Origin of the sequence: Nocardioides luteus (assembly GCF_015752315.1) — a bacterium.
Taxonomy (GTDB): domain Bacteria; phylum Actinomycetota; class Actinomycetes; order Propionibacteriales; family Nocardioidaceae; genus Nocardioides.
The window spans coordinates 299,200-314,926 of sequence record NZ_JADOVJ010000001.1; the positions used below are offsets into that span (position 1 = coordinate 299,200).

Below are 15,727 nucleotides of genomic sequence, written 5' to 3' on the forward strand. Positions count from 1 at the left end.
CATGACCATCGCACCTGATGCCCCGGCCTACACCGGCCCGATCGCCCACCTGACCCGCGAGGACATCGAGCAGCTCGGCCGTGAGCTCGACGCCATCCGCCAAGAGGTGATCGACACCCGCGGCGAGCGCGACGCGGCGTACATCCACAAGGTCATCAAGGTCCAGCGCTCGCTGGAGCTCGGCTCCCGCGCGGTCCTGCTCGCGAGCATCTTCCCGCCGGCGTTCGTCGTCGGCACCGTCGGTCTCTCGATCGCCAAGATCCTGGACAACATGGAGATCGGCCACAACATCATGCACGGCCAGTGGGACTGGATGCGTGACCCGAAGATCCACTCCACCGTGTGGGAGTGGGACAACGCCTCGACGAGCGAGGGCTGGAAGCACTCCCACAACGAGCTGCACCACACCTACACGAACATCGTCGGCAAGGACAACGACCTCGGCTGGGGCATCATGCGCGTCGACGAGGAGCAGCGCTGGACGCCGGCGAGCCTGTTCCAGCCGGCGATGAACTTCCTCAACATGTGCATCTTCGAGTACGGGATCGCGATGTACGACCTCGAGCTCGGCCGGGTGATCCGGCAGAAGAAGAAGGGCCGCCGCCCGTCCGCCGAGTGGCAGATGGCGGCGAAGCGTACGGTCGCCAAGGTCCGCCGTCAGGCGTTCAAGGACTACGTCGCCCACCCGCTCGTCTCGATGGTCACCCTGTCGGGCCCGACGACGCTGCTGGCCAACGTCATCGCCAACTTCACCCGCAACGTCTGGACCCACTCGGTGATCATGTGCGGTCACTTCCCCGAGGGCGTCGAGACCTTCGAGCTCAAGGACATCCCGGAGAACGAGACCCGCGGTGAGTGGTACGTCCGGCAGATGCTCGGCTCGGCCAACATCTCGGGCTCCAAGTTCCTGCACGTGATGACCGGCAACCTGTCGCACCAGATCGAGCACCACATCTTCCCGGACCTGCCCTCGAACCGCTACGCCGAGATCGCGCCGAAGGTCCGCGCGCTCTTCGACAAGTACGGCCTCAACTACCACACCGCGCCGATGCCGCAGCAGGTCGCGTCCGCGTGGCACAAGGTGCTGCGGCTGTCGCTGCCCAACGGGTTCCTCGAGTCCACCAACGTGCGCAACGCGCCGTCGCAGGTCGTCAAGCTCGTCAAGGCGGTCCGCGGCGACACCCGCACCCGCCGTCGCCTGCTGAAGGAGTTCGAGGCGGCCGGCGCCGCCTCCGTCGGCAAGGCCATCTGAGTCGATACGACGGGGAGCTCCGCGGCGCGCACCGACCGGTGACGCCTGCGGAGCTCCCCGTCGTGCGCGTCAGGCGTCGTAGGCGCCCGAGGCGATGTCGGCCAGCAGGGTCGGGCCCGTGGGGGTCCAGCCGAGCGTCTTGCGGGTCTTCTCGGAGCTCGCCCAGGCGTCGAACCCGAAGAACGTGCTGATCCAGCCGAAGTGGTCCGCCGCCTCCGCGGGATCGATCGAGGCCGTGGGCAGCCCGAGCCGACGGCCGATGGCCTCGGCGATCTCACGCGTGGGGATGCCCTCCTCGGCCGCCGCGTGGGCGCGGAAACCCGCCGGGGCCTTCTCCAGCGCGAGCCGCACCATCCGCGCCGCGTCGGCGCGGTGCACGGCGGGCCACCGGTTCCGGCCGTCGCCGATGTAGCCGGCGACGCCGTGCTGCCGGGCGATCGAGGACAGGACCGCGACGAAGCCGTGGTCGCCGCCCTCGCCGTGGACCGAGGCGGCGAAGCGCAGCGCCACGGGACGTACGCCTCGGTCGGCGTAGCCGAGCGCGAGGTTCTCGCTGCCGCCGCGCATCGAGTCGGGGCCGTGGTTGGGGTTGGCGTCGTCCTCGGTGAAGGGCCGACCGGTGACGTCGCCGACCAGCCCGGAGGCGAGCAGGAACGGCTTGTCGGTCCCCTCGATCGCGGTGAGCATCGCCTCGACCGTCGCGTGCTCGGTGTGGCCCGCGCCCGCGTAGTCGGAGAAGTCGTGCTTGAAGGCCAGGTGGATCACGCCGTCGGCCGCCTTCGCGGCGGTGGCGAGCGTGTCGGGGTCGTCGAGCGAGCCGCGGTGCACCTGGGCGCCCTTCGCCTCGAGGGCGGCGGCGCTCTCGTCGGAGCGGGCCAGACCGGTGACCGAGTACCCGTTCGCGAGCAGCTCGTCGGTCACCGCGGAGCCGATCCAGCCCGAGGCCCCGGTGATGAAGATGTTCGTCATGCTTCCTCCTATGTCAGTTCCTGACATCAACAGTAGCACCCGATGTCAGAAACTGACATCACGTTAGGATGGGGCCATGGCGAGATGGGAGCCCGACGCACGTGGCCGGATGGTGTCGGCTGCCCTGGACCTGTTCGCCGAGAAGGGCTACGACAAGACGACCGCCGGTGACATCGCGGCCCGGGCCGGGGTCACCGAGCGCACCTTCTTCCGCCACTTCGCCGACAAGCGTGAAGTGCTCTTCGCCAACCCCAGCCCGCTCGACGAGGTGGTCGTGAAGGCGATCGCGGCCGCCGACGAGCACGCGACCCCGCTGCAGATGGTGCTCGACGGCGTACGCGCGGCGGCGGTCGGGCTCGCCGAGGCACGCACCCGGGACCAGGCCGCCCAGCGATCCCGGATCGTCGAGTCGACCCCGGCCCTCCAAGAACGTGAGCTGCTCAAGATGGCCGCCATGACGACCGCGGCGCAGGCCGCGCTCGCCGAGCGTGGCGTCGGCGATCCGGCCGCTGCGGTGGCCGCCCACACCGGCGTCGCCGTCTTCCAGGCGGCCTTCTCCCGATGGGTGTCCGGCGCCACCGGCCTCGGCCTTCCCGAGTGCATCGACGAGGCCGCCGCAGCGCTGCGCGCCCTGGCCTAGGTGAGACGTTCGTGAACACCTGGGTCACACCTGCGCCACGGTGACGAATGTCGTATGGACATCACCCGCCGGGACCGGTAGACAACTAGGCACTATGGAGAACCAGTTGATTCCCGGAGCTGAGTCGCAGACCGCGGTGCGCAGCTATGTGACCGCCAACAAGCCGAACCCGTCGGCGCTCGCCGAGGGCCTGTGGGTGCTGCCTCCCGACGTGCTCTCCAGCGGTGACCGCGCGGTGCTCTTCGACCAGTACAAGCTCTACGTCGCCGAGGCCGAGCGGCTCAGCGTGCGGCGGACGATCACCAGCGCGTTCTTCCTGATCCTCAACCTCGGCGTCCTGGTAGCCGGGACCGCCCTCGTGGCCAGCGCCCCCGAGCGGCCGTGGCTGTTCACGGTCGCGCTGATCGCCGCCCTGGGCCTGTGCCTCGGCTGGTTCTGGATCATCCGCTCCTACCGGCAGATGGCGAGCGGCAAGTACGCCGTCATCTCCCACCTCGAGAAGCAGCTGCCCGCGGCACCCGGCGTCGCGGAGTGGTCGGCCGTCGGCCTCGGTCGCGACAGCTCGCGCTACCTGCCGATGAGCAACATCGAGGTGTGGGCGCCCGCGCTCTTCGGGTTCTGCCACGTGGCGACGTACGGGCTGCTCTACATCCCCTAGTCGAGAACCCTCACCTCGAGCGGGGTCTCGCCGTCCGGCCCGACGGCGTACGCCACTCCGTCGGGCCGCTCGCTGAGCACCTCGACCAGCTCGCCGTCGCGCCACAACAGCGCGACGCCGTCGTCGGCGGCATGGCCGGCCGGCAGGGCCCCGGAGCCGACGAACCGGACGTACGTCTCGCGCCGGTCCGCCTCGCCGAGGTAGTGCGGGCAGAACGAGCCGGGGAGGAAGCCGAGACCGTCGGGGAGCGGCGCGGTGGGGCCGAAGGAGTCGGTCGAGGAGGCCTCGTACCAGCAGTTGGCGCCGGCCGAGATCCCCGCCAGGATCGTCCCGCCGGCAGCGGCCTTCTCCAGCAGGGCGGGCAGCCCGTGCAGCCGCCACACCGCCAGCAGGTTGGCCGTGGACCCGCCGCCGACGTAGACGATGTCCTGCTCGAGCAGCTGCTCGAGGTCGTCGATCGGGAGTTCGTGCCCCTCCGGCGCCTTGTTGAACAGCGACAGCACGGTCGCCTCGGAACGATCGGCGTACGCGGCGAGGAACTTGTCGTGGTAGCTGTCCGCGTCGCCGCTCGCGGTCGCGATGAAGCAGACCTTGGGTCGATCCTTGCCACTCAGCCGGTTGAGCTCGGCATCGAGCGGGGAGAAGTCCTGCCCGTGCACCTCCGGCATCGAGAAGCCGCCACCGCCCAGGGTCAGGATCGTTCCGCGCATGGGGCGAGTGTAGGGATGCAGAAGGCCCCGCCGGATCGGATTCGTCCGGCGGGGCCCGCTGATGGTGTGGCTGCTACTTGACCCTGACGGTCACCGTCTCGGTGATCGCCTCGTTGCGCCGGTCACCCGAGTAGGCCACCTCGTAGGTGTGCGTGCCTCGGAGCGCCCGGAAGGTCGCCTCCTCCTGCTTCAGGGTGAAGCGGCCGACGCGGATGCCGTTCTCACTGACGACGATCTCGCCGGTGGCGCGCTTGCCGTCGACGGTGATCTCGACCTTGCCGCGCTTGGGCGAGGTGGCGGAGATCTCCGGGACCGCCTTCTCGGTGCAGTAGCTCACCGAGACGTTGTCGATGGCCCAGCCCCGGGCTCCACCACAGCCGTCGCGACCGAAGTCGAAGCGGAACTGGACGGTGTCGCCGGCGGCCGCGATGGCGTCGAGCTTCACGATGGTGGTGCCCCACGCACCGGTGAAGCTGTTGCCGTCCGACCCGGTCCAGGCCGGCTGGCCCTCCATGTAGCCGCTGTCGGTGCTCATCGTGCCGCCCGGAGCGTTGAAGGCGTACGCGGCCTGGTCGACGAGCTCGAACTCGCCGCCGTTGACGGAGGCCTTGACGTTGCCGCCATCGTAGCCCCACTCGGTGAGGACCGAGTGGTCGAAGCTCAGCCGTGGCGAGAGCCCCTCGGGCACGGTGAGGGTCGGGCTGATCAGGCCGTTCCGGCTGGTGATGTCACCCGTCGCCGAGCCGCAGGCACCCTCGTTCGGGTCCGGCGCGAACGCAAGACCGCTGGTGTTGCCCTCGACGTCGCTGCCGGCCTCCCAGGGGTAGTCGTTGCCGGGGACGCCGGCCTCGGCGTCCTGGGTCCAGCCGGCCAGACCGTCCTCGAAGTCCTCGGTGTAGGTGGTGACCTCGTTGGTGCCCTCGCCACACAGGGCGGGGGTGTTCGGGTCGAGCATCGGGCCGAAGTTGCACTGGACCGGCTCCTGGGTGAGCTCGGTGGCCGTGTTGGCCGCCGCGACCGCCGCACAGTCATCGGCCGTGATCGGGTCCAGAGCCGGAGCCGTGGCCTCGCCACCCGGAGTCTCGCCGCCGCCGGTCTGCGGCGTCGAGGTGCCCAGGGTGAGCTTCTTGAGCGTCGTCACACCCATCAGGTCGGCGCAGGAGGAGACCATCGCCTGGGCGTACTCGGGGAAGCCCGAGGTCGGCGTCAGGTAGTTGGTCTGGGCGTGCCAGATCAGGTTGGCGGACTTGTCCAGGCCGATGCCCGCCACGTTGACGTCGTTGTAGGCGCCACCGTCCACGAGCAGGGCGTAGTGGTGGTTGATGACACCGGAGTTGACGTGGACGCCGCCGGAGTCGGTGGCACCGTCGCAGTGGTACTCCTCGTCGGAGACCTTGCCCGGGTCGCCGTAGCAGTTCGGGTTCCACATGTCGCGGATCGCGCCGCCGAAGGCGGTGGAGTCCTCACCCATCAGCCAGCGTACGGACTCGTCCTTGGAGTCGGCCGAGACGTCCTTGATGGTGATGTTGACCGTGCCGGTGGCGTTCTTGATCTTCTGCCCGGTGGCGTAGTCGGTGGTGGCACCGTAGATGTCGGAGGTGCCGGAGATGCTGCCGATCGGCTGGCCCTGCAGGAACGCGATCACGACGCCCTTGGCGCCGGCGTTCTTCGCGTTCGCGACCTTCTGGACGAACGGGCAGGTGCCGCGGTCGACGAGCACGAACTTCCCGTTGACGGCCGAGGCGTTCTCCAGCGGCGAGCAGCCGTCGGTGGTCGTCGGGCCGCCGCTGTTGGCGGCGTCGAGGCCGACCACGATGTCGCTGGTCACTCCGGCGGTCGGGTAGACCGGACCGAAGTTGGCGGCGGCGGCCGGGCAGTCCCCGGCGACGTCGGCCGGCGAGTTGATCGTCAGCGTGATGGCACCGCGGGTGGAGGAGGAACAGCGTCCGTCCGTACGGGCCACGTCGTCGGTGGTGTTCTCACGGGCGTTGAGGAAGTCGACCGTGTTGCCCCACATGTCGGAGTACGCCTCGTTGAGCGCACCCGGCTGCCACTGGTAGATCAGGCCGGAGGTGTGCTCGGTGTAGGCGTGGCCCCACTCGTGCGCCACCACGTCGTCGGAGGTGACCCCGGAGCAGTAGTTGGTGGTCTCGCCGTTCCAGTTGGCGTTGGGGCACGAGATGGCCGGGTCGTTGTTGACCGTGATCATCTTCGAGCCGTTGCCGTCGTAGGAGTCGCGGCCGAAGGTGTTCTTGAAGAGCCAGTAGGACTCGCCGGTGGTCGCGACCTCGTTCTGCTGGTCCTGGTCCAGCGTGCCCGGGAAGGCGTCGTTCTCGCGCCAGACGGTCGCGTCGTCGGCCACGTCGGGGGTGTTGTGCTTCTCGACCAGCTCGCGGTCGGTGGCCGAGTGGAGCATCGAGTAGCGATTGACCGGCTTGCCGCTGGCGGCGTCGAGCACGAGGGTCTCGCGCACGGTGGACTGGTTGGACACCTCGATGACCCAGGCGAGCAGGCTCTTGCCGCTCACGCCCTGGGCGGCGCCCATGCGGTAGATGTTGAGGTCGGCCTTGACGACCTCGACGCCGCTGGTGTCGACCTTGCTGTCGGGGTGGGCCTGGGCCGGCTTCGACTTCACCAGCTCGAGCGCCTTGGCGCTGGCCTTCTCCTTCGACCACGTCGGGGTCGTGCTGAGGTCGAGGTCGGGGGCGGCGAAGCCGTTGACCGAGGTCAGGTCGCCGGACTTGTCGACGTGGGCCTTGAGGACACCGCCGAAGACCGGCACGTCCTTGTAGACCTGCTCGAACTCGACCGTCCAGCCGGCCGGGGTGGTGCTGACCTTCGACTGGTCGAGCTGGCCGGCCGTCGCGCCGAAGACCGAGGCGTACTCGTCGAGGTAGGCGCGCGCCTTCGCGGCCGCTTCGGATTTGGTGTCGGCGGCGACGCGGGGCAGCAGATCGCCCTTGGTGGACACGTAGCCGATCAGGCCGGTGGCGCCCTCCTTCTTGAGCGTGACCGTCTGGTCGGCCGCGGCCTTCAGCTGCTCGATGCCGCTGGGATCCGGTTTCGCGGCGAATGCGGCGACCGGTGTGATCACCAGGCTCGCCGCGACGAGGGCAAGGCTGATTCCTTGCTTTCCGAGCTGCACGGGTTGCTCCTCTCGGGGATTCGCCGCGTCAGGTCGCGGCGTTCGCATCGTAGAGAGATTTGCGTCGAAGAGGGGCGCAAACGCGAATCACGAGTCCGAAACGATTCCTCCACGGGCCATTCTCAATGTGAGGGCCTCAGCGGCGATCTAAGGTAGTTTCCCGATGTGCGGGCCTACCTCAGGCGCAGATTCTCGAGGGGTGCCCTTGGAGATCATCCCGCCTTTGTACGCCGCCGGCCTGCCGTGCCACGGAGACGACTCTGCGTTGTGGTTCTCAGAGTCCCCCGCCGCCCTCGAGGTGGCCAAAGACCGCTGCCTCGACTGCCCGGTCATGCGCGAGTGCCTCTCGGGTGCTCTCGCGCGCTCCGAGCCGTGGGGAGTCTGGGGCGGCGAGATCGTCGAGCGCGGCCAGGTGGTCACCCACAAGCGCGGCCGCGGTCGACCCCGCCGCCAGGCCGCCTAGGCGTGCGCTGACTCCAGCCCCAGGCTCGCGGCGAGCGTCGCGACCTGGGCTGGGGCGGCGTACGCCTCGATCTCGGTGATCTGTCCGTCGACCACGGTGAAGGCCATGACGCTGTACAGCTTGCCGTGGAAGGTGATGATGACGCCGGCGGAGCCGTTGACGAGGGCGTTGTGGGTGACGCGGTCCGCGTGGGCGTACATGACGGCGTTGCCGGCGACCTTCGCGGCGCCGCGGTAGGTGGTGATCCCGGTGCCGAGGTCGGCGCGCAGGACGACCTCGGGGTGGAGGGCGCCGATGAGCCGGTTCAGGTCGCCGTCCTGGGCGGCGGCGAAGAAGGCGTCGACGACCTCGCGCTGCGCGGCGACATCCGGCTGCGGCGTACGTCCTCGGACCCGGCGCCGGGCGCGGCTGGCGAGCTGACGGGTCGAGTCCGAGGAGCGGTCGAGCATCGTCGCGATCTCGTCGAACGGCACCGCGAAGAGATCGTGGAGCACGAAGGCCAGCCGCTCGTCCGGGGAGAGCTGGTCGAGCACGACCAGGAGGGCGATGCTGACCGAGTCGGCGAGCATCGCGCGCTCGGCCGGGTCCTGGGTGGTGGCGTCGTCGAGCACGACCGTGGGCTCCGGCAGTCGATCTTCGAGAGGCAACTCGCCGCGGGTCTTGCGCGAGCGGAGCATGTTGAGCGAGACGCGGGCCACCACCGTTGTCAGCCAGCCGCCGATGTTGTCGATCTCGTCGGCGTCGGTCCGGCTCAGTCGGAGCCAGGCGTCCTGGACGGCGTCCTCGGCCTCGGAGGCGGAACCGAGCATCCGGTAGGCCACCCCGTACAACTGCTGCCGCTCCTGCTCGAAACGCTCGGCCAGCCACTCCTGCTGCATCGTCCGTCCTCCGGGTCTGTGGGTCTCGGGGTAGGTCGTCCCCCATGGACCCGACACGTGAAGGAGACCAGATGTGACCGATCCCGGCGAAGAATTTTTTCTTTCGCCGATCTGTCACATCGCCCCACCCGGACGGGTCGAGATGGCATGAGCAACCGAATGAAGAACCCCGCAGAAGTCATCCCGCAGGCCTACAAGGGCATCGGCAACCTTCTCGCCGCTGTCGCCGACGGCGGCCTCCCCGAGACCACGACCGAACTGATCGCGATGCGCGTCAGCTCGCTCAACGGCTGCGCGGCCTGCCTCCAGGGTCACGCCGTACGCGTCGACGAGGTCGGCCTTCCGATCGAGAAGATCGTCGGCCTCGCCGCCTACCGTGAGTCGCCCTTCTTCAGTGAGGCCGAGAAGGCGGCGCTCGCCCTCGCCGACGCCGTGACCCGTCTCGCCGACGCCGAGGACGCCGTGCCCGACGAGCTCTGGCGCGAGGTCACCAAGCACTACGACGAGAGGCAGACCGCCGCGCTGGTCCTCTGCATCGCCACCCACAACCTCTTCAACCGGGTCAACGTGACGGTGCGGGAGGACGCCGAGCACCCCTTCTGGATGCGCTGACCATCCGAGATGGCCCCAGATCAGGCCAGGGCGGACGACACGACCGCCCTGGCCTCCTCCTGCACCTGGGCCAGGTGGTCGGGTCCACGGAAGGACTCGGCATAGATCTTGTAGACGTCTTCCGTCCCGCTCGGGCGGGCGGCGAACCAGGCCGACTCGGTGGTCACCTTGAGCCCGCCGATGGCCGCACCGTTGCCAGGGGCCTCGGTGAGCTTGGCGGTGATCTCCTCGCCGGCCAGTGTCGTCGCGGTGACGGCGTCGGGGGAGAGGGCCGCGAGCTTCGCCTTCTCCTCGCGCGAGGCGGGGGCATCGATCCGGGCGTACGCCGGCTCCCCATGTGCGGCGACCAGCTCGGCGTAGCGCTGGGACGGCGACTTCCCGGTGCGCGCCAGGATCTCGGAGGCGAGCAGCGCCAGGATGATGCCGTCCTTGTCGGTGGTCCACACGGTGCCGTCGAAGCGTAGGAACGAGGCGCCCGCCGACTCCTCGCCGCCGAAGCCGAACGAGCCGTCGATCAGCCCCGGCACGAACCACTTGAACCCGACCGGCACCTCGACGAGCGGCTTGTCGAGCGCTCCGGCGACCCGGTCGATCATCGAGGACGAGACCAGCGTCTTGCCGATCCGCGCGGTGGCCGGCCAGTCCGGGCGAGCGCCGCCGAAGAGGTGGTCGATCGCGACCGCGAGGAAGTGGTTGGGGTTCATCAGCCCGGCGTCGCGGGTGACGATCCCGTGGCGGTCGGAGTCGGCGTCGTTGCCGGTGGCGATGTCGAACTCCGGGGTGCTCTCCAGGAACCGCACCAGCTCCGCCATCGCGCTGGGGGAGGAGCAGTCCATCCGGATCTTGCCGTCCCAGTCCAGCGGCATGAACCGCCAGGTCGGGTCGACCAGCTCGTTGACCACGTTGAGGTCGATCTTGTGCCGCTCGGCGATCTCGGCCCAGTAGGCGACCGAGGCTCCGCCCAGCGGGTCCGCCGCGATCCGTACCCCGGCGTCGCGGATGGCGGCCAGGTCGACCACGTTGGGCAGGTCGTCGACGTAGGAGCCCAGGAAGTCGTACGCCTCGGCCTTCCGCCGCGCCGCGGCGAACGGCACCCGCTTGACGCCGGCCAGGCCGGCCCGGATCAGCTCGTTGGCGCGAGCCGCGATGACCTTGGTGGCGTCGGAGTCGGCCGGGCCGCCGTGGGGCGGGTTGTACTTGAAGCCGCCGTCGCTGGGTGGGTTGTGCGAGGGCGTGACGACGATCCCGTCGGCGAGGCCGGAGCCCGACAGGCGGCCGGCGTTGGCGCGAAGGATCGCGTGCGAGACCGCCGGGGTGGGCGTGTAGCCGTCGCGGTCGTCCACCAGGACACGTACGTCGTTGGCGATCAGCACCTCCAGCGCGCTCGCCCAGGCGGGCTCGGAGAGACCGTGGGTGTCACGCCCGATGAACAGCGGCCCGTCGATCCCCTGCGAGGTCCGGTAGTCGACGATCGCCTGGGTCGTGGCCAGGATGTGCGTCTCGTTGAAGGCCGACCGGAGCGAGGACCCTCGATGCCCCGAGGTGCCGAAGACGACCTGCTGGGCCGGATCCTCGGGGTCGGGCTGCAGGTTGTAGTAGGAGGCGACCAGGTGAGGTACGTCGACCAGGTCGGCGGGCGTAGCGAGCGTTCCAGCGCGTGGGTCAGCCATGTGTCCCATCATGCCTACTGCCCCGTAGTCTTCTCCCCATGCCCCTCGTCACCACCGAAATCAACGACGGCATCGCCCAGGTGCGTCTCAACCGCCCTGACAAGCTCAACGCGCTCACCCTCGACCTGCTCCAGGAGCTGGTCGACACCGCCAAGGAGCTCCGCAAGAACCACGACCTGCGCGCGGTGGTCATCGCCGGTGAGGGAGACGCGTTCACCGCCGGCCTCGACTTCGCCTCGGTGCTGCGCGACCCGAAGAAGATCGTCGGTGCGTTCGTACCCGTGCCCTTCCGCGGCACCAACCTTTTCCAGGAGTCGGTCTGGGCGTGGCGCCGGCTGCCGGTCCCGGTGATCGCGGCCGTCCACGGCCACTGCCTGGGTGGCGGCGTACAGATCGCGCTCGGCGCCGACTTCCGCATCGCCGAGCCCGACTCGCAGTGGTCCGTCCTCGAGGGCAAGTGGGGCATCATCCCCGACATGACCGGCATCCGGTCGCTGTCCGAGGTCGTCGGCATCGACACCGCGAAGAAGCTCACCATGACCGCCGAGCAGTTCTCCGGCGAGCGCGCCTACGAGCTGGGCCTGGTCACCGAGCTCTCCGCCGACCCGGTGGCCACCGCCACCGCCTTCGCCCGCAAGCTCTCCGAGCGCTCTCCGGACCAGCTCGCCGCCGCCAAGCGCCTCTTCAACGACACCTGGTACGCCCCCGTCAAGCGCACCTTCTCCCGCGAGCGCATCGAGCAGCTCCGCCTTCTCTTCGGCGAGAACACCAAGATCGCCCGCGAGGCCGCCTTCAAGCGCGAGAAGCCGACCTACAAGCCCCGCCGCTGACCCTCCTCAGCCGAGGCGTCACCCCCGTCGGCCGAGGCGTCGGCTAGGTCGGGCGAGGCGTCACTCGCGTCGGGCGAGGCGTCATCCGCTGCCCTCTCGGTCGACGTACGTGACGTCTCGGCCGACGTACCTGACGCCTCGGCCTGCGCGGCTGACGCCTCGGCGTGCTTGCGACGGCGCTTGATCTCGCCCTGGGCGAGGACGAAGGCGAGGATGACGGGCCAGACGTACTTCAGGTGGTTCGCGACCCATTTCACCCACTCGGGGACCTGTACGTTCGGCAGGTCCGGCCAGGGGATCGACGGCCACGGGATGCTGGGGAGGTCGGGGAGCGGCAGGTCGGGGAGGTCCGGCAGGTCCGGCAGGTTCGGGAGCGGGATGTCCGGCAGCGAGATCCGGGCGACGATCCACGCCACGACCATCGCCGCGACGATGCCGCCGACGACGCCGGCGGCGCCGCCGAGAGTCTCGATGAGGGCATAGCGCCTGGGATGGTCGAGCACCCGACGTTCGTACGCAGCAGCCCGCGATCCCGGCTCGGGGGTGAGGTCCACGCCGCCGATGCCGGCCATCCCGGCCAGGTCCTCGCCGGGCGCGAAGTAGGTCGCGCGGCGTGGCGTACCGAGCCCGGAGTGGATCACGAGCAGGCTCCCGTGCGTCGTGGTCTCGAGCCGTGCCCGGTCGTCCGCGGTCTTCCGGGCGAGGACCTCCTCGCCGTCGACGGTCCACACGAACCGACGGACGATCTCGCCGGTCACCTCGAGATGGTGGGTGTGCCCGGAGATCGTCCGCGACCAGATCTGGACCTTCTTGCTCACCCTGGTGAATCTAGGATCCGGGGCACCACCAGGGCATCGGCCCGAGGTAGCGACCGGGGTCAGACTTTGGTCAGGGGTAGGCCAATCAGGGGTATGCGATACCGGTGGTCTGCTCGGAGAGCTCCCACAGTGCCCGCGCCGCCTCGGGATCGCGCGCGAGCCGCGATGCGGTGACCGGCTTCGGCATACCGCGGGCCTCGAAGGCGTCGCTCGGCCCGATGTACGTCCCCGGCTCCAGCCCCGGATAGGTCGCCGCCATCAGCGCAGGCCAGGCACCTGCTACGGGGGTCTGCGCCATCGCGTGGACGGCGGCCTCGCTGATGCTCGCGATCGGTGCGATCAGCCGCCTGGACGTGCCGTTCGCCATCAGTCGGGTCGAGGCGAGCCCCGGGTGGGCGGCGTACGCAGAGATCGGCAGCCCCGCCTTCTCCAGCCGCCGCTGGAGCTCGAAGGTGAAGAGCAGGTTGGCGAGCTTGGACTGCGAGTAGACGTTCCAGGGTGAGTACCGCCCGACCTGCACGGTCGGGTAGCCCAACGGTGCCTTGCGGGCCAGCTTGTGCATCATGCTCGACACGGTCACGATCCGCGCCTCGCCGCTCTCGGCCAACGGCTCGAGCAGCAGCCCGGTCAGCAGGAACGGTCCGAAGTGGTTGGTCGCCATCTGGAGGTCGAGGTCGTCGACGGTGCGCGACTGGGGCGTCGCCATCACGCCCGCGTTGTTGACCAGCAGGTGCAGCGGCCCGCCGCCGTCGAAGGTCGCCGCGGCGATCGCCTCGGCCCCGGCCCGCACCGCCTGGAGGGAGGAGAGGTCGAGCGCGACCCGATCGAGCTTGGCCCCAGGAACCTCGTCGGCCAGAGCCGCGGCGGCCGCGTCGAGCTTCTCCCAGGACCGTCCCGCCAGGATCACCCGTGCCCCGGCGGCTGCGAGGCCGCGCGCGGTGAAGTAGCCGATCCCGCCCAGGGTCGGTCCGGTCACCACGGCGTTCTTGCCGGTCAGGTCAGGAATGTCGGAGGTCGTCCACGGCATGCGGCCACACTAGGCGGCGACTCCACACAATGGACGCATTTGACCGTCGGCCCCGGCCTGTCAGCCCAGCCCGCCCAGCGCGAGCCCGCCGGCGATGGCGAGCATCATGCACCCGATGAGGCTGTCGAGCACCTGCCACGCCCGCCGGCTGGCGAGCAGCGGCCCGAGGAGCCGGGCACTGTAGCCGAGGCCGGCGAACCAGATGATGCTGGCCAGGCACCCGCCGACGGCGAACCCCCACCGCGCCGAGCCGTACGTCGCCGCGATCGACCCGTGGAGCACAAGTGTGTCGATGTAAACATGCGGGTTGAGCCAGGTGAAGGCGGCGGCCTTGGCGATCACGCGGGGGAGTGCCTCACGGGGTGCGTCCGCTGCCTCCAGACCCGACGGGCTCAGTGCCCGCCGGAACGATCCGATGCCGTACCAGCCGAGGAACGCCACCCCGAGCCAGCGCAGCACCTCCACCACCCAGCCCGCACGCGAGACGACCGCGCCCATCCCGCCGACTCCTGCGCAGATGAGGACGAGGTCGGAGACCGCGCACACGCTCACCACGACCAGCACGTGCGAGCGCAGGATGCCCTGCCGCAGGACGTACGCGTTCTGCGACCCGATGGCGACGATGAGGCTGAGCCCGGTGAGGAGCCCGGCGAGGCTGGCGTTGATCACGCCAGCGACGCTAGAGCGCGGCCAGCCAACAGACCAGCGAAAGAATCTTACCGAAGATAAGCCACACTTAAGGCATGCCGGCCCTCGACCCGACCCAGCTCGAGACCCTCGTCGTGATCGCCGAGGAAGGCACCTTCGACGCCGCGGCGCGCCGCCTGCACATCACCCCGAGCGCCGTCAGCCAGCGGATCCGCGCGCTCGAGCGCGCGGCCGGTCAGGTGTTGGTGCGGCGTACGACTCCCTGCACGCCCACCGAGGCCGGCGAGCCCCTGATCCGCCAGGGAAGACAGCTCCGCCTGCTCCTCGCCGAGGCGGCCGCGTCCCTGGGCGCGGACGAGACCAGCGCCGACACCGTCGTCGACCTCTCGGTCGTGGTCAACGCGGACACCCTCGCGACCTGGTTCCGGCCGGTGCTCGACGAGGTCGCGACCTGGGACCGGACGGCGCTGCGGATCACCGTCGAGGACCAGGGCTACTCGGCCGACGCGCTCAGACGCGGCGAGGTCCTGGCGGCCGTCACCAGCGAGCCGAAGCCGGTCCAGGGCTGCACGGTCGAGCCGCTGGGTCGGCTCCGCTACACCCCGGGCGCGACACCGGAGCTCGTCGAGCGCCACCGCAAGGGCAGGGGCATCGAGTGGAGCGCGATCCCGATGATCGTCTTCAACGAGAAGGACCACCTCCAGGACGAGGTGCTCGCCGCGCACGGCGCGTCCCGGCCGCCGGTCGTCCACCGGGTCCCGAGCAGCCACGACTTCCACGAGGCCATCCGGCGCGGCCTCGGCTGGGGGATGCTCCTCGACGCGCAGGCCGAGGCCGACCTCGCGTCCGGGAGAACGATCCCGCTCCCCGGCGCGAAGCCGATCGACGTCCAGCTCTTCTGGCAGCGCTGGCGCCTCGACTCGGTCGCTCTCGACGACCTGAGCGAGGCCGTACGCCGCGCCGCCCGCTCCGGGCTACGCCCGACGCGCCGCCGCTGAACGGGTCAGCCCCGGCGGCCGGGGTAGCCGGCACCGAAGTGCTGGGCCTGCGGGGCGTTGCCCGGCATCGGCTGCCCGGCCGGCGGGTAGTGGCCCTGCGGAGGCGGGCCCGGCGGGTAGTGCCCCTGGGGCCCGCCCGCGTAGGGGCCGGGGTCGTACTGGCGGTGCTCGACGGCGGTGGTGTGCTGAGACCGGTTCACCGACAGCAGGACGCCGATCACGATCGCGAGGCCGCCGGTGACGACGAAGATCCAGCCCAGCGGTTCGCTGGCGATCGCGCTGGCGACCTCGTCGGGCAGATCCACGGCGCTGGTGAGCAGGACGAGTCCGAGGACCAGCAGGATGATCCCTAGGCCGATGGTCATGACAGAACTCCAGAGGTTGGGGGCTGGGCGCGCCACGCTACCCA

General features: G+C 69.9%; 16 protein-coding genes. 7 read left to right on the forward strand and 9 right to left on the reverse strand.

The window, feature by feature from the left end:
* The first annotated feature begins 1 nt into the window (after position 1).
* Complete coding sequence (locus HD557_RS01385; RefSeq protein ID WP_196872563.1) at positions 2 to 1,252, forward strand: fatty acid desaturase family protein; 1,251 nt, start codon at positions 2 to 4, stop codon at positions 1,250 to 1,252.
* A gap of 69 nt (positions 1,253 to 1,321) precedes the next feature.
* Here the strand turns inward: HD557_RS01385 and HD557_RS01390 are convergent, their stop codons facing one another.
* Positions 1,322 to 2,221, reverse strand: coding sequence for an SDR family oxidoreductase (locus tag HD557_RS01390; protein ID WP_196872564.1), 900 nt, complete (start codon positions 2,219 to 2,221; stop codon positions 1,322 to 1,324).
* A 76-nt stretch (positions 2,222 to 2,297) separates the two neighbouring features.
* Here HD557_RS01390 and HD557_RS01395 point away from each other — a divergent pair, with 76 nt between their 5' ends.
* Together HD557_RS01395 and HD557_RS01400 are read left to right on the forward strand one after the other, a co-directional pair.
* On the forward strand, positions 2,298 to 2,861 hold the full coding sequence (locus HD557_RS01395; RefSeq protein WP_196872565.1) for a TetR/AcrR family transcriptional regulator: 564 nt from the start codon (positions 2,298 to 2,300) through the stop codon (positions 2,859 to 2,861).
* 106 nt (positions 2,862 to 2,967) lie between these two features.
* Entirely contained in the window at positions 2,968 to 3,519 is a 552-nt protein-coding gene (locus HD557_RS01400) for a RipA family octameric membrane protein (RefSeq protein ID WP_196872566.1), read from the forward strand.
* Here the strand turns inward: HD557_RS01400 and HD557_RS01405 are convergent.
* Positions 3,516 to 4,229, reverse strand: coding sequence for a Type 1 glutamine amidotransferase-like domain-containing protein (locus HD557_RS01405; RefSeq protein WP_008354558.1), 714 nt, complete (start codon positions 4,227 to 4,229; stop codon positions 3,516 to 3,518). The genes HD557_RS01400 and HD557_RS01405 overlap by 4 nt on opposite strands.
* 73 nt (positions 4,230 to 4,302) lie before the next feature.
* Positions 4,303 to 7,374 carry a M4 family metallopeptidase gene (locus tag HD557_RS01410; protein WP_196872567.1) on the reverse strand — a complete coding sequence of 1,024 codons (3,072 nt, stop codon included), beginning with the start codon at positions 7,372 to 7,374 and terminating at the stop codon, positions 4,303 to 4,305.
* Between the two features lie 199 nt (positions 7,375 to 7,573).
* Between HD557_RS01410 and HD557_RS01415 the strand changes: the two genes are divergently transcribed.
* Positions 7,574 to 7,837: a WhiB family transcriptional regulator gene (locus HD557_RS01415; RefSeq protein ID WP_292649912.1), complete on the forward strand. Its 264-nt coding sequence runs from the start codon at positions 7,574 to 7,576 to the stop codon at positions 7,835 to 7,837.
* Here HD557_RS01415 and HD557_RS01420 read toward each other — a convergent pair.
* Positions 7,834 to 8,715 (reverse strand): sigma-70 family RNA polymerase sigma factor, encoded by an 882-nt coding sequence (locus HD557_RS01420; protein ID WP_196872568.1) that lies wholly within the window; start codon positions 8,713 to 8,715, stop codon positions 7,834 to 7,836. The two genes, HD557_RS01415 and HD557_RS01420, sit on opposite strands and share 4 nt — an antisense overlap.
* Before the next feature lie 147 nt (positions 8,716 to 8,862).
* On the opposite strand from HD557_RS01420, the gene HD557_RS01425 reads away from it, so the two are divergent.
* Entirely contained in the window at positions 8,863 to 9,327 is a 465-nt protein-coding gene (locus tag HD557_RS01425; protein WP_231380137.1) for a carboxymuconolactone decarboxylase family protein, read from the forward strand.
* A gap of 20 nt (positions 9,328 to 9,347) precedes the next feature.
* Here HD557_RS01425 and pgm read toward each other — a convergent pair whose 3' ends face one another.
* On the reverse strand, positions 9,348 to 10,997 hold the full coding sequence (gene pgm / locus HD557_RS01430) for a phosphoglucomutase (alpha-D-glucose-1,6-bisphosphate-dependent) (protein WP_196872569.1): 1,650 nt from the start codon (positions 10,995 to 10,997) through the stop codon (positions 9,348 to 9,350).
* 38 nt (positions 10,998 to 11,035) lie between these two features.
* Between pgm and HD557_RS01435 the strand changes: the two genes are divergently transcribed.
* Positions 11,036 to 11,827, forward strand: a complete 792-nt coding sequence (locus HD557_RS01435) for a crotonase/enoyl-CoA hydratase family protein (RefSeq protein ID WP_008354545.1) — start codon at positions 11,036 to 11,038, stop codon at positions 11,825 to 11,827.
* On the opposite strand, the gene HD557_RS01440 is transcribed toward HD557_RS01435, so the two are convergent.
* The 3 genes from HD557_RS01440 to HD557_RS01450 form a co-directional block, all read right to left on the reverse strand.
* Positions 11,809 to 12,645, reverse strand: coding sequence for a hypothetical protein (locus HD557_RS01440; protein WP_196872570.1), 837 nt, complete (start codon positions 12,643 to 12,645; stop codon positions 11,809 to 11,811). The two genes, HD557_RS01435 and HD557_RS01440, sit on opposite strands and share 19 nt — an antisense overlap.
* An 85-nt stretch (positions 12,646 to 12,730) precedes the next feature.
* Entirely contained in the window at positions 12,731 to 13,672 is a 942-nt protein-coding gene (locus tag HD557_RS01445; protein WP_196872571.1) for an oxidoreductase, read from the reverse strand.
* A gap of 60 nt (positions 13,673 to 13,732) precedes the next feature.
* Positions 13,733 to 14,341 (reverse strand): LysE/ArgO family amino acid transporter, encoded by a 609-nt coding sequence (locus HD557_RS01450; protein WP_196872572.1) that lies wholly within the window; start codon positions 14,339 to 14,341, stop codon positions 13,733 to 13,735.
* Positions 14,342 to 14,415: 74 nt separating this feature from the next.
* Between HD557_RS01450 and HD557_RS01455 the strand changes: the two genes are divergently transcribed.
* Positions 14,416 to 15,318 (forward strand): LysR family transcriptional regulator ArgP, encoded by a 903-nt coding sequence (locus HD557_RS01455; RefSeq protein WP_196872573.1) that lies wholly within the window; start codon positions 14,416 to 14,418, stop codon positions 15,316 to 15,318.
* A 5-nt stretch (positions 15,319 to 15,323) separates the two neighbouring features.
* Here the strand turns inward: HD557_RS01455 and HD557_RS01460 are convergent, their stop codons facing one another.
* Positions 15,324 to 15,683: a hypothetical protein gene (locus HD557_RS01460; protein ID WP_196872574.1), complete on the reverse strand. Its 360-nt coding sequence runs from the start codon at positions 15,681 to 15,683 to the stop codon at positions 15,324 to 15,326.
* Between the last annotated feature and the right edge of the window lie 44 nt (positions 15,684 to 15,727).